We start from the raw sequence: 20,844 nt of genomic DNA on the forward strand, positions 1-20,844 counted from the left end.
ATGGCGCTGCTTATATCAGTGCCGATGCATGGCGGACGTGCCAACGATTGGTTGTGCATGCCAGCGGTGGGTAGAATGGCTTTTTGCAAAAAAGCGCAAACTACCAAGGACGCGGCATGGCCCATTTGTTACGTATCGTGATGATTCACGGTCATCTGGAAGGCGTCGTCGAACTGGATGTCGATGGCCATACCAATATCTGTGGTACCAACGCCTCGGGCAAGACCACGCTGCAGCGACTGGTGCCGGTCTTCTATGGTGAACTGCCCAACAAGGTCGTCCCCAAGACACGGATGAAGTTCGATGCTTTCTATCTGCCGCATCGCAACAGCTATCTGATCTACGAATATCGTCGCGAAGCCGGCAATGTCTGCCAGGCAGTGCTGACGCGCAAGAAAGAGGGCGGCCTGGAATATCGCTTTGTCGGCGCGCCGTACCAGCCCGAGGATTATCTGGTGGAAAGCCAGGACGGTGTCGTGGCGCTGGAGTACGGCGATTGGCTGGCCGGGCTGCGCCGCTCCGGTATCGACTTCTCGGCCAAGTACGGGGCGACCTCCGAATACCGTGCGGTGATCCAGAATGACTTCACTCAGCAGCAGGGCAACCGACGAGAGGCCCTGAAACTGCGTCAGACTGCCGCGAAATTCAGCCTGGTCAAGCCCGAGCGGCGCATTCGCCATATGGAGAAGCTGATTTCGGCGGTGCATGCCAAAGAGGGCAAGATGGACACCCTCAAGACCATGCTGGCGGCGATCTTCGAAGAAGACGGCGTCGAACTGCCGGTCACCCGCATTCGCAACACCAAGGCCCGCGACTGGATCGCTCAGATGCGTCAGTCGATGCGTCTGGAGCCGCTGCAACAGTCACTGGCGGAACTGGCCGACATCGACCGCGATATCGTCGATCTTGAATCGACACTCTGGCAGCTCAAACCGCAGCTGGATGCCGACCGCCATCGGGCGGAGCGCGTATTGGCCGATACCGAGGCCGAGTTGAACACGCAGCAGGAAGCCTTTCAGGCTCGCGAGCAGGAATACGAGCAGACGCGCGACACGCTCAACGACCGCATCAGTGAGCTTGCCAGCGAGCTGGATCGCACCCAGCGCAGCCTGAACGACCTGCAGCAGCAATATGAGCAATATGCCGAGGCCGATATGCCCGCCTTGGAGCGGGACCTGGCCGAACTGCCGCAATGGCGGGAACAGGCCCAGCAGTTGCAGGAGCATCTGGCGGTGATGCAGGAGGCCTCCGCAGCCAACCGCTCACGCCTTGATGGTCGCCTGCGCGAGCTTGCCGATCATCTGTCGCGGCGCACCGATGAAATCCAGGCGCTCATCAATGAGTTGGGCGATGAAAAGTCGGCTCGCCAGGAGCAGCAGTGGGCCTCTGAGCGTGAACTGGAATCCCAGTACCATACGCAACGCAGCGAACTGGATGCCGGCTATCAGTCACGGCTCGAGCAAGGCATTGAACGCTTGGCCGATCTCAAGGCTCAGCTCGCCTCGACCGGCCAAGTGCCAGAGGAGGTTCAGGAAGCAGAGCTAGCGCAGGCCCGGGTCGATCAGGCCCAGAGCGATCGCAACGCTGCCGCCAGTCGTCTCGAAGGCTTACGCCGTGAGCACGAAACCTTGCGCCGCGAGCGCGACACGGCAGAGCAGCAGCGAGAAAGCGCCAAACAGCAACTCAATCGGGCGAACCAGCGTTACCAGGAACTTCAGCGTCAGCGCGATCCCGCCGAGGGCAGTCTGCGCTATTTCATGCGTTATCACCGTCCCGGCTGGGAGCACCGCTTGGGCAAGGTCATCGCTCCGGAGTTGCTTGAGCGCCGCGATCTTTCGCCACAGCTTGGCGAAACCGAGCATGACGACCTGTTCGGTGTGACGCTCGATCTTGCCGCCATCGAGCTGCCCGACCATGCCCGTGACGAGGCGAGTCTCAATGCCGCCATCGACGCCGCCGAGGCTGAGCAAGCGCGCGTCGAAGCCGATCTTCAGGCCGCCGAGAAACAGCTCAAGGTCTGCCATGACCGGGTGCAGGGAGCCGAGGAGCCTCTTAGCCAGGCGCGCCTCACGCTCAAGCATGCCGATGACGAAGTCGAATATGCCCTGGATGCCCGACATCAACTTCAGGAGCGTCACGCTCGGCAGCAGAAGGAGCGCCGTCGAGTCGCCGAAGAAGCACTGGCTAGCCAGCAGGCCGCCGACAAGGCCCTGCGCGATGAAAAACGCGAGGCACTGAGCACGCTCGATGACACCCATCAGTCGCAACTGTTGGAACTCAAGGCCGATGGCCAGAGCCAACTGGCCAGCTTCGATGCACGTCTCGATCAGTACAAGCAACAACTCGAGGACCTCAAGGTCGAGCACCAGCGTCAACGCCAGGAACTGGAAGCGGCCTTCGATCAGGAGCTTCAAGACCAGGGGGGTGACCCTGAGACCCTGCGCTCGACGCGCCAGCGCATCAGTGATCTGCAGGAGCGCATTCGCGTCACCGAAAGCCGTCGCGAAGAGCTCGATGCTTACACACGCTTCATGCGCGTCGAATGGGGCGAGCGCAAGCCTGAGCTGGTCGACCGCGAAGCGACGCTGACGCGTGACAAGCAGGCCGCCGAGCACCAGCGCGAGCAGTGCCGCAGCGATCATCAGGCCGCCAAGGTCGCGCACCAGCAAGCCGTCAAGACGCTCAAGGCACGCTCCAATGGTGAACGCGAGGTCATCGATGCCCTCAAGCCATTGCTCGTTCAGGTCGAAGGATTAGGGCTGACCTCAACGCCGAGTGCCGCCGGCGAGCCGTCTCAAGACGCGCCGGGCGATGTGCATGAACGCATCGAGCGTACGCGCCAGGCGCTGAGCAACCGGAGCAGAGAAGTAGACACCCTGCGCAAGGGCTGCGAGCAGGTCGAGAGCGAGCTGATCAAAGGCGCCAGCGAGAGCTTCGTCGAGACGCTGGAAGCCGAGCGCGCCAAGCTCTTCAGCGGATCAGGCGGCGCAGCCAACGAGCAGGGCATCAATCCGCGTCGCCAGCTACCGTTGCTGAGGGGCATGCTGCAGTTGCTCGAAGACCAGCAACAGCAATTGATCCAGCAGGGGCGCAACCTGGGTGCCGATCTGGATAAATTCTTCACTGTCTTCCGTGACCTCAATCGACGCATCAGCGCCCAGAGCCGTCGTTTGTCCGAAGAAGTGGCCGATGACTTGCGCCTGGAGGGCATCAACAAGGCCGAAGTGCGCATTCAGTCGACCATCGATGAGCTAGGCTTCTGGGAGCCGCTCAAACGTTTCGCCCAGCTTTACCGCGATTGGGAAAACTCCAGCCAGACGCTGCCCAGCGATGATTATCTGGATGCGCTGGCCGATGTCGTCGACCTGTTGCGCCACGACCAGCAATACAGTTTCGAAAGTCTGCTGCGTCTCGAATTGCACTTGAACGAGGGCGGCACTGATCTGGTGATCAAAAGCGATCGCCAGTTGCTCGAATCCTCGAGCCACGGCATGGCCTATCTGATCCTGTGCAAGTTCTTGCTCGCCTTCACGCGGTTGTTGCGCGGCCCCTCGGAGATCGCCATTCACTGGCCCATCGATGAGATCGGCACGCTGGCCTACCACAACGTCGAGATGCTGTTCGAGGCCTGCGACAGCAACCGCATCCATATCGTCGGGGCGTTTCCCAACCCCGAGTCCGACGTGTTGCTGTTATTCCATAATCGCTACCTGATCGATCGTGACGCCGAGCAACCGAGTCGCCGCCGTTTGAAGCGCATCGAACCGCGTCTGAGCCGCCTGGCCGAGCGCCTGCAGGAACGCACCACCGAGGAGGTCTCGTCATGATCGAACATGGTCCGCTGCTGGAGCGTTTGCTGGCCGGTGAGTTCGTCTGCGCCGTTAGTGATGACAGAGCCTTTCGTCGCCTCGAGGACGAGGAGGTGCGCGAGCAAATCGACACTTACCTGCGACCGCTCAACCGTCGCCTAGCTACCAACGCCGAGGACAGTGTCTACTTTCTGGCTTGGCGGCAGCTCAACGACGAGGCTCGCGAGCAACTATCGCGGCAGCTTGGCGATGTGCTGCACAGTTTGATGCCGATGCTCGAATGGCTTCAGTTGATGCAGGAAGCGATGGGGCATGATGCCCTGGTGGCACCTGGTGATGTGCTCAAGCCCGCCGAGCTCAGCGCTCGCTGCGAGGACAACCAGAGCTTGCGCGAGCAACTCGAACGCCTTGCCAGCGACACCTTCTTCGGCTCCCAGAGTGAGCAGCTCGACGCCCAGATGAAGCAGGTCTTCAAGCGCCTCAAGGAACACGGCTATCTGCTGCAGCCGCATGCCGATCGCCAGGTCTATCTGGTCACCGGCAAGATCGATTACCTCGTCGATCTGGTGCGACTCATCCGCGACGAAGAAAACCTGCCCGTCGACGATGAGAGTCCTCAGACGCAGGAAAGCTTGTTATGAAGGAGCTTGCTGTGAGCGACGAGCATGAGTTGGAAAGTCGCCTGATCGGCACTGGCGTGGAGCGTTTGGCGCTGCTCGGTAAGCACGCCGATGCCCTGATGCAGGGCTACAGTCGCGATGAAGTGCCACTGGAGGCCTTGAGTGACAGCGCACTGCGGCGGCTGCTGGCCGCACGCATCGTCTGGCGGCCCGACGATCAGGGCGGTGTCAAGCTGGCGCCCAGGGTGCGCGAGTTGATCGCCGAAATGCTGGCCGACGAAACCCGCCGCCAGGTCAATGCCGACGTGGGCGAAACCCTGGAGCTTTTGCGCACGCTGGTGCAGAGCTATCGCGAGGCCCAGAGCCAGGGGGAATACTGGCGCCAGGAGCAGCAGTTGCTGCGCTTGCGCCAGGCCGTCGATGACCTCAACGGACGTTTCGCTGACGCTATCGATAGTCTCTGGCAGCGCCTCAATAGCGATTTCGGTTTCGTCAGCCGCCTGAACGACAAGATCCGCGAAAACGATCGTGCCCAGAAGCAGATCGTGCGCCTGCTGGATGGCCTGCAACTGATCGACTTCGATGAGTTGATCGAACTGGTCGGTAGCGACGGCACCCTGCGCAAACTGCTGATCAGTCAATTGCAACGCCAAGTCAGTCAGCACTACACCAGCCTGCGTGAAGTCCAGAGCCGTCTTACCGAACTGATGGCCCGGTTCCGCCAGCAGCAATCGCGTAGCCGGCTGATTAGTGGCATGGCGGCGTTTTTACGCGAACACCCCAACTTCGTTCCTGGTAATTATGCGCGGCGCAGCGAAGTGCCTGACCTGATCAACCAGGCTGTTCCTCTGATCGCTGCTGCCGCGCCGGCCTTGGATCATGAGCCGGACATTCGTGTGCTGACCGACCTCGTGCACCAGTTGCCGATGCCGGTGCATAAGCCGCAGGCCGTCGCCGCCGCACGGCCCGCCGAGGCCGAGGAGCAAAGCCTGGTGGCGGCTCGCCAACAGGCGCTCAAGCAGGACGTGGAAAATTTCTACCTCACGGTGATCGATCACCCCGATCCCTCTGGTATCAGCGCGCTGGCCTACCTGCAGGAAAGTGACATGGAATGGGGCGACGAGATCTGGCTCTTCCAGGTGATCGCCGAATACCAAGGTCTCCCGCGTAGTGAGCAACGGGCCTTTCGGCTACATCAATCGGAGAGCCGGGCCAGCCGCTTCAACGACCTTCGGCTGATCCACGACGTCACGTTGCAACTGGCGAATTCGGCATGAACGACGAACGGCATGAGACATCTGACGCCATGGTCTTCGGCGTCGGCGACAGCACGCTGCGCGCCATGGGCGGCGAGGCGGCGGTGCGCGAGTTGGTGGAGCGTTTCTATGACGCCATGGAGCGCTTGCCCGAGGCGCGAGGGATTCGCGCTCTGCATCCCGACGACCTAGACGAATCCCGCGACAAGCTGACGACCTTTCTGATCGGCTGGATGGGCGGGCCGAGCCGTTACCGCGAGCGTTTCGGGCCGATCGCCATCCCCGCGGCGCATCGCCACCTGGATATCGGCCCCGAGGAGCGAGATGCTTGGCTGTCATGTATGGCGACGGCACTGGATGAAGTCGGCGCGGCGGACGACCTCAAGCGCTATCTACTGACTCAGCTACGCCACCCCGCCGAGATGTGCCGCCGGCGTTAAGGCCGAAAAAGCGGTGGGTGCTCATGACGTCCCGTCGGCTTGGACGTCGAGTTCGGCGCGCCAGGCCTGCATCTGCTTGAAACGTTTTTCCTGCCCGTATTCCGTGGGCGCGAAGAAGGTGGCTGCGGGGAGTTCCGCGGGCCAACAGTCGTGTGCCCGACCGGCGGGGTAACCGTTGGGTTCGTTGTGTGCGTAGCGATAGCCTTCGCCGTGTCCGAGGGACGCCATCAGTTTGGTCGGGGCGTTGCGCAGGTAGGTTGGCACCTCAAAATCGGGGTGCGCGGAGACGAATTGCTTGGCGGCGTTCCAGGCCTGATCGATAGCGTTGCTCTTGGGAGCGATGGCGAGATGCAGCGCGGCATGCGCGATGGCGCGCTGGCCTTCGTAATCGCCCAGGCGCAGGTAGGCGTCCCAGGCGGCCATGACCAGCGGCAGGGCGCGTGGCTCGGCGTTGCCGACGTCCTCAGAGGCGATGGCGGCGAGGCGGCGGACCACGTCGAGCGGATCGCCGCCCCCTTGCGTGAATTGGGCGATGTACAAGAGCGCGGCGTCGGGGCGCGACGAGCGTATCGATTTGTGGATTGCCGAGAGCAGGTCGTAATAATGATCGCCCTGCTTGTCGAAAGCGCTAGCCTGATGGCCCAGCACTTCATGCAGCGCTTGCAGGGTCAGGCGTTCGCCGTTCTCGGTAGGCTCGGCGAAGTCGCAGGCTGTCTCCAGCAGGCCCAGTGCGCGTCGTGCATCGCCCGAGGCCGAGCGCGCGAGCGTTTCCAGCACGTCCTCATCGGCCTCGATATGGCGCTCTCCCAGGCCGCGCTGAGTATCCGTCAGGGCCTGATGTAGCACACGCAGCAGGTCGTCGACCTCCAGCTTGCGCAACACATAGACGCGTGCCCGCGAGAGCAGTGCCGAATTGACCTCGAAGGACGGGTTCTCGGTGGTCGCGCCGATCAGCGTCAGCAAGCCGGATTCCACATGGGGCAGCAGCGCGTCCTGCTGGCTCTTGTTGAGACGGTGAATCTCGTCCAAGAACAACAACGTCGGCTGCCCTCGCACTTGCCCCTCGCGCGCACGCTCGACGGCGGCACGGATATCCTTGACGCCGGCCATCACTGCCGATAGGCGTTCGAGCATGGCGCCCGAGGCATCGGCGAGAATATCGGCCAGGGTCGTCTTGCCCACGCCCGGCGGCCCCCACAAAATCATCGAGCGTACCGCGCCGCTTTCCGCCATGCGACTCAGTGGTTTGCCGGGACCGACCAGCGCCTCCTGGCCGACGTAGTCGTCCAGGCGGCGCGGCCGCATGCGATAGGCCAGCGGTGTGTTATCGGATTGGGAAGAAGCGAACAGGTCCATGTGTATGCCACCGTGGGTGAGTCGAGTCGCCAAAAACCGTGTCTAGACTTTCGGCCAACAGGCGTAATCCTGTCATACACGCTAGGGTAAAACATTCGAGCCCCGGTAGGGTGTTTCCCATCGGGAGAATGGGAGTCACTGAAGACTCTCGCCTAAACTGGCAAAGAAGGCTGCCGGATACCCCGCGCTGCCCGCTTCGACAGCAAAGGAGGCCTGTACATGCCCATGCTGACCCAACTGCGCCAAGACCACGCCAACATGGCGCGTCTGCTGCATGTGTTGCAGCTCAAGCAGAAGACCCTGGCGGAAGGTGAGCGACCCAACTTCCAACTGATACGCGAGGTCGTAGATTATATTCTCGACTACATGAGTGGGTTCACCGAGCCGCTGGAACGCATGTGTACCGAGCAGTTGAACGTACGGGCGCCGCAAGCCGACGCGCTGTGTCAGCGGTTGTCCGAAGACTATCGGGCGCTCAATGAACGTCTGGCGAAACTCTCTCAGGATCTCGACATGATCCTGATGGATGCGGTAGTGCCCATGGATCGCTTCAGCGAAGACCTCCGGGCCTATCTCGAGGCACATCGGGCCTATCTGCGTGGCGAGCGCGAGGAATTGTTCCCGTTGATCCGCGAGCACTTCGACGAAGACGATCTGGATCGGCTGGCCAAGGCTCTGCCGGAAGGGGCTGAAGCTGAACTGGCGCGCCTGCAGGAAGGCTATCCCGAGCTTTACGCCGAATTCCGTGAGGCGCCTTCGCCTTTGAATTGAGCTATGTCGCCACGTGAACGGCATAGTGGTCATCGGGCACGTGCCCGGGGCAGTTCATCCCAGCGCGTGGTATAGCATGCCGAGCGATAGGCGCTGTTCATCTGCCAGGAAGCGTCAACGGGTTGCGGGCCCAGGGTCAGCGCCTGTCGGCCGTAGCGGGCGCGAATGGTATCCCAGGCATGCATCAGCGCCTCTTGCCGGGCCGGATCGGTGCCATCGAAGAGCGTCGTCTGGCTCTGTTGGCGAGGCGTTAGTTCGGTGAGCATCACTCCGAGTTTCTGATAGGCCGCCGGTTGCCATAAGCGTGCTAGCAGGCGCTGCGCCGCGCGGTTGAGTTGCTGAGTGTCGGCGCTAGGGAACGGTAATGCAGTCCACTCGCAGGCATGACGAAACGTGCCGGCGTGATACGGGTTGGTGCGCAGGTAGACGCCGATTGCCGAGGCCTGCATGGCGTCGCGTCGCAGCTTTTCGCCAGCGCGTTGGCAGTGATGGCGCAAGGCAGCGGCGAGGGCGGCGTGGTCGCGCAAGGGGCGTCCGAACGAGCGCGAGCAGAGAATGCTACGGCGCGGGGTTTCCAGATCGCTCATCGATAGGCAGGGATGGCCGTTGAGTTCGGTGGCAGTGCGCGCCAGTACCACGCTGAAACGACGCCGTAGCTCGCTGTCGGGTGTCTCGCGAAGCGCGGCGGCGGTAAGCACTCCCATGCCGGCCAGGCGCGCGTTGAGGCGTTCTCCCACGCCCCATACATCGCGCGGCGATAGCCGATTCAGGTGTGCCGTCAAGTCAGGCGCGTCGGCGCTTTGCCAAACGCACACCTGGGGGCGTGTCGGCTGTGCCTTGGCCTGTTTATTGGCGAGCTTGGCCAGGGTGCGTGTCGGGGCGATGCCGATGGATACCGGCAGCCCGACTTCCCGCACCACGCTACGCACCAGGCGCGCGCCCAAGGCGTGCCAGTCTTCCTGCATGCCGCGTAGATCGAGGAAACACTCGTCGATGGAATAAGGTTCCAGCGTTGGTACCTGGCGCGCCAGGACCTGCTGCACGCGTGCCGAGAGGTCACCATAAAGTGTGTAGTTGGAGGACTTCAGCACCACGCGACGCCGTAGTGCTGGGTCGATCTTGTGGGTGGGGATGCCCATGGGAATATCGAGCGCCTTGAATTTCTCGGAACGCGCGATGACACAGCCGTCGTTGTTGGACAGCACGCCCACCGGAACGCCCTCCAGACGCGGTTCGAAAAGGCGCTCGCAGGCGGCATAGAAGTTGTTGCAGTCGATCAGCGCAAACATGACGGCTCGGCCGGTTCCTCGCCCATGGCGGGTAAGGCGTGAATGGCGTAGCAGATGACGCCCCACAAGCGGTCATCGTCGGCTTCGAAGGGCAGTGTCGCCAGGTCGGGGCGTGACGGCGCGAGGTACAGCTGCGCCTCACGACGTTCGAGGTGCAACACGCTCAGTTCGCCATCGATGGCGGCGACCAACCAATGCCCGGGACGCGGTGAAATAGCGCGGTCGACCACCAGCAAGTCACCGTGGTACAGGCCGGCGTGGTGGTGATCGTCGCCTTCCAGATGCATGAAGAACGTCGAGGCCGGGCGGCGCACCAAATGGTGATGTAGATCCAGCGGCGCTTCTCGGTAGTCGTCGGCCGGAGACGGGAAGCCGCTGGCGCCGCGTGGCAGAGTGTCGCTCGATGTTGGCGCCGAGGTGGACGCGGCGAGGGCGATGGGCGTCATGGACATGTCGGAACCTCGAAAATGAAATGACGAATACTGTAAAAATAAACAGTATTTTGCTCAGGGGCAAGCCGGACCGTCTCATCGCGTGAGCGGGTAAGGTAGAATGCGCGCAAACGTTTTCGAGAAAAGTCGTTGCGAGAAGTCGTTGCGAGAAGTCGTTACGAGGGAGCCGTATGGACCGCCTGCAGGCGATGCACATCTTTCGCGCCGTGGTCGAAGCTGGCAGTTTCGCTGGCGGTGCGCGCAAGCTGGAATTCTCCAATGCCATGGTTAGCAAACAGGTCTCCAAGTTGGAGGCCAGCCTGGGGGTTCGCTTGTTGACGCGTACCACGCGGCGCTTGCAGTTGACCGCTGAGGGCGAGCGCTATCTCAATGGCGCGAGTCGCTTGCTCGACGAATTGCAGGAGCTAGAAACGGGGCTTAGCGAGCAGCGTGGTGAGGTGCGCGGCAAGTTGCGTCTCTCCGCGCCGCTGGATTTCGGCGTGCGTGCACTGATGCCTGCCTTGCAGGCGTTTGAGCGCCGTCATCCGGCGGTGATGCTTGATGTCGTGCTCGAGGATCGCCGTGTCGACCCGGTGGCAGAAGACTTCGATCTGGTGGTGCGTATCGGTGAGCTGGAGGACTCCAGCTTGATCGCCCGGCCGTTGATGGATATGCCGCGCCACGTTTACGGCGCGCCGGAGTATCTGGCACGGCATGGAACGCCCACGCATCCCGCCGAGTTACGTGAGCATCGTTGTCTGCACTATAGCCTGGCGCGCGAAGGGCACTATTGGCACTTCCAGGTCGACGGAGCGGCGTATCGGGTGCGCATCCGCCCGGTCATGGCCTGTAACAACGGACGCGCCCTGACCGAGGCAGCGATACGCGGCATGGGGCTGGTTTACAAGCCGGCGTTCCTGGGGGAACCGGAAGTCGAGGCCGGGCGACTGGTCCGCGTGCTGGACGATTTCAGCGTGGCGCCGATCAGCGTCCATTTGCTGTATGCCGAGCGTGAGTTCATTCCCGCGCGCCTGAGGGCCTTAGTGGATACGCTGCTGGCGCACTTCGCGGAGACCCGCGCATGACGGCGCCAATTCTGATCTTTGACTCCGGCGTCGGCGGGCTCTCGGTGGTCGGTGCCTTGCGCACACGCCTGCCGGGCGCACCGCTGGCGTATGTATGTGACAACGCTGCGTTGCCGTATGGCACCAAGCCCGATGCCTGGTTGGTCGCGCGGATCGTCGCGGTGTGTCGCGCGGCGGTCGAAGCGAGTGGCGCGCGCGCCTTGGTAGTGGCCTGCAATACGGCCAGCACGTTGGCGCTACAGGCCTTGCGCGAGTGCCTGAGTATTCCGGTGATCGGTACTGTACCGGCGATAAAGCCGGCCGCTCATGCCTCGCGCAGTGGTGTGTTCGGGCTGCTGGCGACCTCGGCGACGGTGTCGCGTCCTTATACGCAGCGTTTGATCGGTGAGTTCGCGCCGGATTGCACGGTGGTGAGTCTGGCGGCCGATCCCTTGGTCGCGCAGGCCGAGCGCGTCCTGACCGGGATGCCGTGGGACGATGCGGTCATCGCCGCAAGCCTCGCGCCGTTATGGCAAGCGTCGCGTCTCGATACCGTAGTGCTGGGATGCACGCATTTTCCACTGCTGCGCGAGGCGCTCGAGCGGCATGCGCCGCGCGAGATAGTGTGGATCGATTCCGGTGACGCCATTGCGCGGCGCGTGGCGCAAGTCGTTTCTCAGGCCGTTTCAGGGGCCGCGCGTAATGCGTCGGACAGCGATGCGAGCTGGGCCAGCGCGGCGCAACAACCGGGTCTGGCGCGTGCCCTGGCGGGCTACGGCTTCAGTGCACCGTGTTCTTTGGCATTGCCTGACCCTGTTTTAACCTTCTGATTTCCATGAGATGGTGTCGTTGCGGCGACATCGTGAGTTTTTGCTGAAAGGAGTTTTCGTGGCCGTACCCGTCGTCGACCCCGAACGTTACCAGTCTCAGCTCGACGCCAAGCGCGAGCGTATCACGGCGCAATTTGCGCGCTTCTCCCCGCCGCTGTTGGAGGTCTTTCCCTCGCCGCCGAGCCATTATCGGCAGCGCTGCGAGTTTCGTATCTGGCATGACGGTGACGATCTGTTTTATGCCATGTTCGAGGTCGATCCTGCCGATCCGAAACGCAAAACGGTCATTCGCCTGGATGAATACCCGGTGGCGGGGGAACGTATCAACGCGCTCATGCCCGCCTTGCGTGATGCATTGTTGGCAAGCGATACCCTGCGGCGCAAGTTGTTCCAGGTCGAGTTCTTGACCACGCTGAATGGCGAAGCATTGGTGACCTTGATCTATCACCGCCAACTCGACGAGGCTTGGGAGCAAGAAGCCCGGGAGTTACAGGAAGCTCTGAACGTGTCGATCATCGGCCGGGCGCGTAAGCAGCGTCTGGTGCTCGATCGCGATCATGTCTGGGAGCGGTTGAACGTCGAAGGACACGAATTCGTCTATCAGCAGGTGGAAAACAGCTTTACTCAGCCCAATGCGGCGATTTGTCGGTCGATGCTGGGGTGGGCCCGGGATGTGACCCGCGAGAGCCACGACGGCGATCTTGTGGAGTTTTATTGCGGCAATGGCAATTTTACGGTAGCCCTGGCTGAGAACTTCCGCCGCGTAGTGGCCACTGAGATCTCGCGCACCTCGGTAGCCTCGGCCAACGTCAATCTCGAAGCGAATAGCGTGGCCAACGCCGTGGTGGCGCGGATGTCCGCCGAAGAGTTCAGCGAAGCCCTGGCCGGAGAGAAAAGCGGACGGCGCGTGGCGGCGCTGGCGCTCGATGAGCATGTCTTCACCACCGCGCTGGTCGACCCGCCGCGGGCCGGACTTGATGCGCATAGCTGTGAACAACTCAAAGCCTATGCGCGTATCGTCTATATTTCCTGTAATCCAAACACACTCGAGGCGAATCTCGAGTCGTTGAGCGCGACTCATGCCGTGACTCGTTTCGCATTGTTCGATCAATTTCCGTATACCGGTCATTGTGAATGTGGAGTGCTACTGGAACGCCGGGAGCCGGTAACACGCGCCTAAGACCCCATGCACAACCGGCATACGCCATGAGGGAGCGTCACATCGGTGGGGTCTGACGCGCGATGGGAGTAAGCTCGTGTCACCATGGTGGTGCACGCAATACGCGTGCGTGCCGCCGAAGGATCATTCATCGGCCGCCATGAAGGGCGGTCGGTCGTAGCCGAGGTGCTTGATGCAACACGTCGCGATCGAGGGCAAGGAAGATTTTCTCGCCCAGCTCAAGGAACAACTGGCCAAGCGGCTGCCACAGGAAAAAGTGGAGCAGATCGCTGCCTTCGCCGAGGATTTGTATGCTTCGGCGCCGTTCGAGGAGGCCGCCGAGCGCGGCCTGGATGATATCTACGGCGCCACGTTGTCGGCGTGGCATTTCATGCAGACGCATGATCCCAGCGAGGCCAAGGTACGGGTCTTCAATGCCGATTTCGAGGAACACGGCTGGCAATCTCCACACACCGTGGTGGCCGTGCTGCACGAAGATATGCCGTTTCTCGTCGATTCGGTACGTATCGAGCTCAACCGGCGTGGGCTGACCGTGCATGCGATCCACAATGCCGTGCTGGCGGTGGAGCGCGATGCCAAGCATCATCTCAAGCGTGTTACCTCGACCGAGGCCAAGAACGCGCCAGCATCGCGTGAGTCGATCATTCTGGTCGAGGTCGACCGCCATTCCGATACAGCGACCCTGGACGACCTTCACGACAGTCTCGAAGAAATACTGCGCGACGTGCGTGTGGCAGTGGAAGACTTCGACCCCATGCGTGAGCGAGTGCGCGAGTCGATCAAGGAGCTCAAGGCGCGGCGCCCAAAGCAGATCAAGGCCGACGATCATAAAGAAGCCATCTCGTTCCTCGAGTGGCTGCTCGACGATCATTTCACCTTCTTGGGTTATGACGAGTACGAGGTGTTGCAGGAAGATGGCCAGGATCGTCTGCGTCAGTTACCCAAGAGCGAGCTGGGCGTGTTCAAGCTCGACCAGCCGCGTTACCGCGAGCGCATCAGTACCGACGAGGGCGTCGAAGACGATCAGTATGTGCTGGTGCCGGAGCTTTTGTCCTTCGCCAAGAGCGCCTATCACGCGCGCGTGCATCGCCCCGCCTACCCGGATTACATTTCTATCGACCGTTACGACGAAGACGGTCGCGTCATCGGCGAGCGGCGCTTTCTGGGGCTCTATACGTCGACAGTCTACAACGAATCGCCGCGCAACGTGCCGGTGCTGCGCAAGAAGATCGAAGCCGTCATCAAGGCTGCGGGCGTCAACCCCAAAGGGCATAACGGCAAACAGCTGACGCAGATCCTCGAGGTCTACCCGCGTGACGACCTGTTCCAGATCGATACCGACGAGTTAGCGCAGACCGCCTTCGGTATCCTCAATATCCGCGAACGGCGCAAGGTGCGCCTGTTCATTCGCGAGGACCGTTTCGGCCAGTTCTATTCGTGCCTGGCGTTCGTGCCGCGCGATGTGTTCTCCACCGAATTGCGCGTGCGCATCCAGAACATGCTCTGCGAAGAGCTCGACGCTACCTTCGGCGATTTCAATACCTATCTGTCCGAGTCGGTGCTGGCGCGGATCCAGCTCATCCTGCGTTTCAACGGCGAGCGCCCGGCCGAATACGATATACGGCGCCTAGAGAAGAAGATTACGGCGCTCTCGCGTAGCTGGCGGGACGATCTGCAGGAGGCCATGGTCGAGGGCTATGGTGAGGAGCAGGCCAACCATCTGATGCAAGATTATCGCGAGGCGTTTCCCAATAGCTATCGCGAAGATTTCTCGGCCCGCACAGCCGTTTACGATATCCACCATCTCGGTGAGTTGGGCGGGAATGCGCCGATCAGCCTAAGTCTTTACCGGCTGGTCGAGGAGAATATCGATGGGGTCAATCTCAAGCTTTTCCACGCCGATCAGCCGATCCCGCTCTCCGATGTGCTACCCGTGCTTGAGAACCTGGGACTCCGTGTGATCAGCGAACGTCCCTACGAGGTCGAGTGCCCCGGTCAGGCCTACTGGATTCATGACTTCACCCTCGAGCACCATGGCGACGGAGTCGTCAATCTTCAGGAAATGCGCGATGTCTTCATCGAGGCATTCACGCGCATCTGGACCGGCGATGCCGAAAGCGATGCCTTTAATCGCCTCGTCATCGGTGCCAACCTGGCCTGGCGCGAAGTGGCGGTGCTGCGTGCCTATGCGCGCTATCTCAAGCAGTTGCGCTTTGGCCTGTCGCAGGATTACATCGCCACCACCCTGACCAGCCATCCGGACATTACCCGCGAGTTGGTGACACTGTTCGAACTACGCTTCGATCCCGATGATACCGCCGGCGACAGCGAGATTGAGGAGTGCGTGGCGCGCATCGAAGGCCTGCTCGATGAGGTCGCCAGCCTCAATGACGACCTATTGCTGCGTCGCTATATGGCGTTGATTCAGGCGACGTTGCGGACAAACTATTATCAACGGCGTGAAGATGGCGAGTCGAAGGATTACATCGCCCTCAAGCTCGAACCGACGCAAGTGCCGGATATGCCCAAACCGCGGCCGATGTTCGAGATCTTCGTCTACTCGCCGCGCGTCGAGGGTGTTCACCTGCGCAGCGGCAAGGTCGCGCGTGGCGGGTTGCGCTGGTCCGATCGTCACGAGGACTTCCGGACTGAGATTCTGGGTCTGGCCAAGGCGCAGCAGGTCAAGAATGCCGTCATCGTTCCGGTAGGCGCCAAGGGTGGCTTCATCTGCAAGCGCATGCCCGATGGCGCTGACCGTGACACGGTGCAGAAGGAAGGCATCGCCTGCTACCAGATCTTCATTCGCGCCCTGCTGGATGTGACCGACAACCTGGAAGGCGGCGATGTGGTGCCGCCCGAGCGTGTCGTGCGTCACGACGAGGACGACCCCTACCTGGTGGTGGCCGCCGACAAGGGCACCGCCACCTTCTCGGACATCGCCAACGCCATCTCGCTGGAGTATGGCCACTGGCTGGGCGATGCCTTCGCCTCCGGCGGCGAGCATGGTTACGATCACAAGAAGATGGGGATTACCGCCAAGGGTGCTTGGGAGTCGGTCAAGCGTCACTTCCGCGAAATGGGCCTCAATACCCAAGAAACGCCGTTCAGCGTGGTGGGTATCGGCGACATGGCGGGTGATGTATTCGGCAACGGCATGCTGTTGTCGGACAAGATCCGCCTCATCGCTGCCTTTAACCACCGGCATATCTTCGTCGATCCCGATCCTGACACCTCGGCGTCGTTCAAGGAACGCCAGCGCATGTTCGAGCTGGCGCGCTCGAGCTGGGAGGATTACGACACCTCTTTGATCTCCGAGGGTGGGGGCGTGTTCTCGCGGGATGCCAAGTCCATCAACATTACCCCGCAGATGAAGAAAGCCTTCGACATCAAGGCGGGCAAATTGTCGCCCAATGAGTTGATTCGCGCGATTCTGACCTCGCGTTGCGATCTGCTCTGGAATGGCGGTATCGGCACCTACGTCAAGGCGTCCGGCGAGACGCATGCCGAGGTGGGCGACAAGGCCAACGATGCCTTGCGTGTCGATGGTCATGAATTGCGCTGCCGGGTGATTGGTGAAGGCGGCAATCTTGGCTTTACCCAGCTTGGGCGCATGGAAGCCGCGGAGCAGGGCGTACGCGTCACTACTGACTTCATCGACAATGCCGGCGGGGTCAATTGCTCCGACCATGAAGTCAATATCAAGATCCTGCTCGACGGCATCGTCAAAGCCGGCGATATGACCGACAAGCAGCGCAATGAGTTGCTGGCGAGCATGACCGAAGAAGTGGGTGAGCTGGTACTGCGCGATAACTATCGCCAGACCCAGGCACTCTCCTTGTCGGAGATCCTCAGCCAGCAGGGCATGGGCCCATACCGGCGCTTCATCAATGAATTGGAAGCCGCTGGAGGGCTGGATCGCGAGCTGGAATTCCTGCCCACCGACGAGATGCTGGTCGAACGCACCAATGCGGAAAAAGGCCTGACGCTTCCCGAACTGTCGGTACTGATTTCCTATGCCAAGAGTGCGCTGAAGACCGACATGATCGCCTCCGACCTGCCGGACAATCCGCATGTCCAGAGGCACATGGCGCGCGCCTTTCCCCGTACGCTGGTCGAACGCTTCCCGGACGAAATGTATCAGCACCGCTTGAAGCGCGAGATCACCGCCACGCAGATCGCCAACGACTTGGTCGATCATATGGGGGTCACTTTCGTGCGGCGACTGCGTGATTCCACAGGCGCCTCGCGGGCGGAGGTGACGCGCGCCTATCTCATTGCGCGTGACTGCTTCAATCTCGAAGGACTCTGGGAGCAGATCGAGGCGCTCGATTATCAGGTCGAAAGCCGCGTTCAGTACGGCATGATGCTCGATCTGATGCGACTGCTGCGTCGGGCCACGCGCTGGTTCCTGCGTCATCGCACCAATCAGAGCATTCAGGAAGCGGTGGAGTATTTCGCACCGCGTATCACCCAATTGCAAGAGAGCGTCGGCAAGCGCCTGCGCGGAGAAGATCACGAAACGTGGGATGCGCGTCGCGATGAGCTAGAAAAAGCCGGCGTGCCAACCTCTCTGGCGAGCGTTGTCGCGGCGGCCAACAGCCTATATGCCGGGCTGGGCATCATCGAAGCGGCACGTGCCACCGACGAGAAGATCCAGCGTGTCGCCGAGGTCTATTACGACATTGGCCATCGTCTGGAGCTGCCGTGGATGAATGGCCAGATCAACGCACTAAAGGTACGCGATAGCTGGCAGGCGCAGGCGCGCGAAACCTTCCGCGACGATCTCGATCGCCAGCAATTGGCACTGACCGTCAGCGTGCTCAAGATGGACGGCGCGCCGAGTGGCGTGGAGCCTCGTGTCGAGCAGTGGCTGGAACGCCACGCGGGCTTGGTCGAACGCTGGTGCGGCCTGCTCAATGAGGTGCGTTCGGGTTCCCAGGGTGGTTTCCCGCTATTCGCGGTGGCCATTCGCGAGCTGGTCGATCTCGCCGAGAGCAACGGCGAGGGATAAGTCCGCACATAATGCCCCGAGCACGAGGCTTGGGGCATTGTCGATTTTCCTTCCTCTTCGAACCCGCAAGTGAAGCATTGGCGCTTATGTCTCTGATATGCTGTGCTCGACTCAGGTTCGAAGCCAAGTAGAGAAGCCCCATGAATCATCGCGTTATTACCACAATGCTCGTGGCCCTGGGACTGGCCAGCACGTCATCGCTGGCCATGGCCCAGAGCGCTGCACAGCAGAAGGCGCACGAAGCGGCGGCTAAAATCGATCTTACCGATTTCTTGCAGTCGAGCTCCGATGCACGTAGCCAGAGTTTTTTCTTCGGCGGGACGCAAACGCATCCCTTTACCGTTGAAAAGGCAGGACGCTATCAATTCCAGAGCTCGACCTTGCCGGGCGACTCCGACGATTACCGGATCGAAGCAACCTTGCTCGATGAGCAGGGCAAGGAGATCGCTTCGGCGTCGGGGCTGGGCCAGAACGATGGCTTGACCATGGAGCAACGTCTGGAGCCCGGCGATTACGTGTTGCGTGTATCCGGTCAGAAGTTCGGTACTACCAAGACGGGCGGCAATAGCTTCGTTATCTCCGTCAATGGCTTGGATGCCCAGGGCAACCGGCTTTCAAACGATGAAAGTGGTGTCGATGCTGGTGGCGGCATCATGTTCGGTGGCCCGGGTAAAGATGGCCATACGACGGCGTTCGTCGATGATGATGATGCGGTGGCGGCCATCGCTGCGCCGCGTCCCGAAGCCAGCGGGACAGCTTCTTCTGCGTCCTCGTCGGAGACGTCCACCGCATCGGCCGGTGACCAGGCCGTTGGTTCTTCCGACGATGAAGCCGCGTCCGCCAATGACGAAGACGCCTTGCCGGATGCCTTCGACGAGATTGTGACCGATTTGGCCATTCGTGAGCAGGGCAAGGTGTTGAGTTTCGACGTGGTGGAAGCGGGCACCGTGTCGGTGACAAGCTCGACCTTCCCTGGCAACGAGGGAACCTATCGTCTCGAAGCGCGGATTCTCGACGAAAACGGTGATGTCGTGGCGAGTGACGCGGGCGAAGGTTTCGAGAGCGATTTCGATATCGAAACCACATTGCAACCGGGGCGTTACACCGTTTGGGTGAAAGGCCAGAAGTTCGGCAGTGCGATGAGCGGCGTCAACAACTACACGCTACGCGTGCAGCAGCTCGATACTCAGCCGTAAGGTTCGATGGATTGTCGGGGGCTGACGCATCCCGACGCGAGCCCCGCTTCGCCATGTGCGAATGCGGGGCTCTGCGCTTTTGGGCATGGCTACGCTATACTGCGCGCCCATTTCATGTCTTGCCGCTTATTACATTGTCCGAGGATTCATGTACGCCCTGGCCCGTTCGCTACTGTTCCGACTCGATCCTGAAACCGCTCATGGCGTTGCCCTGACATCACTCGATGCCGGCCATCGCCTGGGGCTGAGCAGGTGGATGGGCGCGCATGTCGAGGCGCCCGTCACGCTGATGGGGCTGACGTTCCCCAATCGCGTGGGGTTGGCAGCGGGGCTCGATAAGAATGCCGAGCACCTCGATGCGCTCGGGGCACTGGGTTTTGGCTTCGTCGAAGTAGGCACGGTGACGCCCAAGCCGCAGCCGGGCAACCCCAGGCCACGTCTGTTTCGCGTGCCGGAATGCGGCGCGATCATCAATCGCATGGGGTTCAACAATGCCGGCGTCGACGCGCTTGTCGCCAATGTACGCAAGAGTCGTTACCGCGGCGTGATCGGCATCAACATTGGCAAGAATTTGAGTACGCCAGTCGAGCACGCGGTGGATGATTACCTGACGTGTCTGCGCAAAGTTCACGCGCACGCGGATTATGTCACGGTGAACCTATCGTCGCCGAACACACCGGGGCTGCGCAACTTACAGTTCGGCGAGCATCTGGAGGCGTTACTGGGCACGCTGGTCGAGGAAAAACACCGCCTCGATGCCGCTAGTGGCCGGAGCGTGCCTCTGGTCGTGAAGATCGCTCCCGATATGGATGCCGATGAGGTCGCGTTAGTTGCACAGGCGCTGGCGGCCAACGGCGTCGATGCCGTTATTGCTACCAATACCACGGTGTCGCGCGAGGCGGTGGCGGGGCTTGCACATGCCGAGGAGCAGGGCGGGCTTTCCGGCCGCCCGGTATTCGAGCCTTCCAATGCGGTGATCCAGGAGTTGCGCCGCCACCTACCGACGCTGCCGATCATTGGCGTCGGCGGTATCGACAGTGGTGACGCAGCGCGTGCCAAATGCAAGGCGGGGGCCGATCTCGTACAGCTTTATACTGGCTTCATCTATCGGGGACCGGCGCTGGTGGGCGAATGTGCTCGGGCGCTGACGTAATGTGCTTAGACGCAAAAAGGCCCGCGTTGCGGGCCTTGTCATGGACCTGTCAATGGGGCGTCGATCCAGGTGCCACGAAGGGTTCTACCATCACAGTACCATGGGGTTTCGATGGATGCCGGAAATCCCCGTCATGCCGGCCCATTGGTCCCCACGACCTTCACGCCAACCGCTCATCCAGTATTCACGGAGGTTGATGTTCTGGCTGGGGCAATCATCGCGAGAGCGCCCCGTCATGCCGGCTTTGTATCCGTGGACATATGCACGCTGAAAGCGATCACGTTTCTGTCGTTTCATCGGATGGCCTCTTATCAAGAACCGATTGTTGAGATCTGACAGTACATGCCGACAATGGGGCACCCATCACCGCCATGAACCGGAACGTCCGGACACGAAACGCATGCGTTTTCAGTAGCTACTACTTTTAAGTTTTAGTGC

15 protein-coding genes are annotated in these 20,844 nt (G+C 61.2%); 11 read left to right on the forward strand and 4 right to left on the reverse strand.

Features of this window, described 5'->3' with window-relative positions; all coding sequences use genetic code 11:
* Window positions 1–116: 116 nt before the first annotated feature.
* The 4 genes from LUN51_RS13780 to LUN51_RS13795 are packed head-to-tail and all read left to right on the forward strand — an operon-like array spanning window position 117 to window position 6,125.
* Entirely contained in the window at window positions 117–3,827 is a 3,711-nt protein-coding gene (locus tag LUN51_RS13780; protein WP_277811710.1) for an ATP-binding protein, read from the forward strand.
* Window positions 3,824–4,450: a condensin complex protein MksE gene (locus tag LUN51_RS13785; RefSeq protein ID WP_224113461.1), complete on the forward strand. Its 627-nt coding sequence runs from the start codon at window positions 3,824–3,826 to the stop codon at window positions 4,448–4,450. Before LUN51_RS13780 ends, LUN51_RS13785 begins: the two co-directional genes overlap by 4 nt.
* A complete protein-coding gene (locus tag LUN51_RS13790; RefSeq protein ID WP_277811711.1) occupies window positions 4,447–5,706 on the forward strand; it encodes a hypothetical protein in 1,260 nt (419 codons plus the stop codon). Before LUN51_RS13785 ends, LUN51_RS13790 begins: the two co-directional genes overlap by 4 nt.
* On the forward strand, window positions 5,703–6,125 hold the full coding sequence (locus LUN51_RS13795; RefSeq protein ID WP_277811712.1) for a group II truncated hemoglobin: 423 nt from the start codon (window positions 5,703–5,705) through the stop codon (window positions 6,123–6,125). The genes LUN51_RS13790 and LUN51_RS13795 overlap by 4 nt, the downstream gene beginning before the upstream one ends.
* Window positions 6,126–6,146: 21 nt before the next feature.
* Here the strand turns inward: LUN51_RS13795 and LUN51_RS13800 are convergent, their stop codons facing one another.
* Window positions 6,147–7,481 (reverse strand): replication-associated recombination protein A, encoded by a 1,335-nt coding sequence (locus tag LUN51_RS13800; RefSeq protein ID WP_277811713.1) that lies wholly within the window; start codon window positions 7,479–7,481, stop codon window positions 6,147–6,149.
* Window positions 7,482–7,706: 225 nt separating this feature from the next.
* Between LUN51_RS13800 and LUN51_RS13805 the strand changes: the two genes are divergently transcribed.
* A complete protein-coding gene (locus LUN51_RS13805) occupies window positions 7,707–8,252 on the forward strand; it encodes a hemerythrin domain-containing protein (protein WP_075367860.1) in 546 nt (181 codons plus the stop codon).
* Between the two features lie 29 nt (window positions 8,253–8,281).
* Here the strand turns inward: LUN51_RS13805 and LUN51_RS13810 are convergent, their stop codons facing one another.
* Together LUN51_RS13810 and LUN51_RS13815 are read right to left on the reverse strand one after the other, a co-directional pair.
* Window positions 8,282–9,541, reverse strand: coding sequence for a Y-family DNA polymerase (locus LUN51_RS13810; RefSeq protein ID WP_277811714.1), 1,260 nt, complete (start codon window positions 9,539–9,541; stop codon window positions 8,282–8,284).
* Window positions 9,529–9,993 (reverse strand): LexA family protein, encoded by a 465-nt coding sequence (locus LUN51_RS13815; RefSeq protein ID WP_277811715.1) that lies wholly within the window; start codon window positions 9,991–9,993, stop codon window positions 9,529–9,531. The genes LUN51_RS13810 and LUN51_RS13815 overlap by 13 nt, the downstream gene beginning before the upstream one ends.
* A 170-nt stretch (window positions 9,994–10,163) precedes the next feature.
* Here LUN51_RS13815 and LUN51_RS13820 point away from each other — a divergent pair, with 170 nt between their 5' ends.
* The 6 genes from LUN51_RS13820 to LUN51_RS13845 all read left to right on the forward strand — a co-directional run bounded on the left by LUN51_RS13820 (window position 10,164) and on the right by LUN51_RS13845 (window position 20,406).
* The gene (locus LUN51_RS13820; protein ID WP_277811716.1) at window positions 10,164–11,057 is read left to right on the forward strand and encodes a LysR family transcriptional regulator; all 894 of its coding nucleotides are present in this window, start codon (window positions 10,164–10,166) and stop codon (window positions 11,055–11,057) included.
* Window positions 11,054–11,866, forward strand: coding sequence for a glutamate racemase (gene murI, locus LUN51_RS13825; RefSeq protein WP_277811717.1), 813 nt, complete (start codon window positions 11,054–11,056; stop codon window positions 11,864–11,866). The genes LUN51_RS13820 and murI overlap by 4 nt, the downstream gene beginning before the upstream one ends.
* Window positions 11,867–11,924: 58 nt before the next feature.
* Window positions 11,925–13,046 (forward strand): tRNA (uridine(54)-C5)-methyltransferase TrmA, encoded by a 1,122-nt coding sequence (gene trmA, locus LUN51_RS13830; RefSeq protein WP_277811718.1) that lies wholly within the window; start codon window positions 11,925–11,927, stop codon window positions 13,044–13,046.
* Window positions 13,047–13,218: 172 nt separating this feature from the next.
* Window positions 13,219–18,057, forward strand: a complete 4,839-nt coding sequence (locus LUN51_RS13835; RefSeq protein WP_277811719.1) for an NAD-glutamate dehydrogenase — start codon at window positions 13,219–13,221, stop codon at window positions 18,055–18,057.
* A 140-nt stretch (window positions 18,058–18,197) separates the two neighbouring features.
* Window positions 18,198–19,253 (forward strand): hypothetical protein, encoded by a 1,056-nt coding sequence (locus LUN51_RS13840; protein WP_040243904.1) that lies wholly within the window; start codon window positions 18,198–18,200, stop codon window positions 19,251–19,253.
* A gap of 148 nt (window positions 19,254–19,401) precedes the next feature.
* Window positions 19,402–20,406 (forward strand): quinone-dependent dihydroorotate dehydrogenase, encoded by a 1,005-nt coding sequence (locus tag LUN51_RS13845; protein ID WP_040243902.1) that lies wholly within the window; start codon window positions 19,402–19,404, stop codon window positions 20,404–20,406.
* A 90-nt stretch (window positions 20,407–20,496) separates the two neighbouring features.
* Here the strand turns inward: LUN51_RS13845 and rmf are convergent, their stop codons facing one another.
* Entirely contained in the window at window positions 20,497–20,703 is a 207-nt protein-coding gene (rmf, locus tag LUN51_RS13850) for a ribosome modulation factor (RefSeq protein WP_097022303.1), read from the reverse strand.
* Window positions 20,704–20,844: the final 141 nt, after the last annotated feature.

Source organism: Chromohalobacter canadensis (assembly GCF_029544075.1).
GTDB classification, from domain to species: domain Bacteria; phylum Pseudomonadota; class Gammaproteobacteria; order Pseudomonadales; family Halomonadaceae; genus Chromohalobacter; species Chromohalobacter canadensis_A.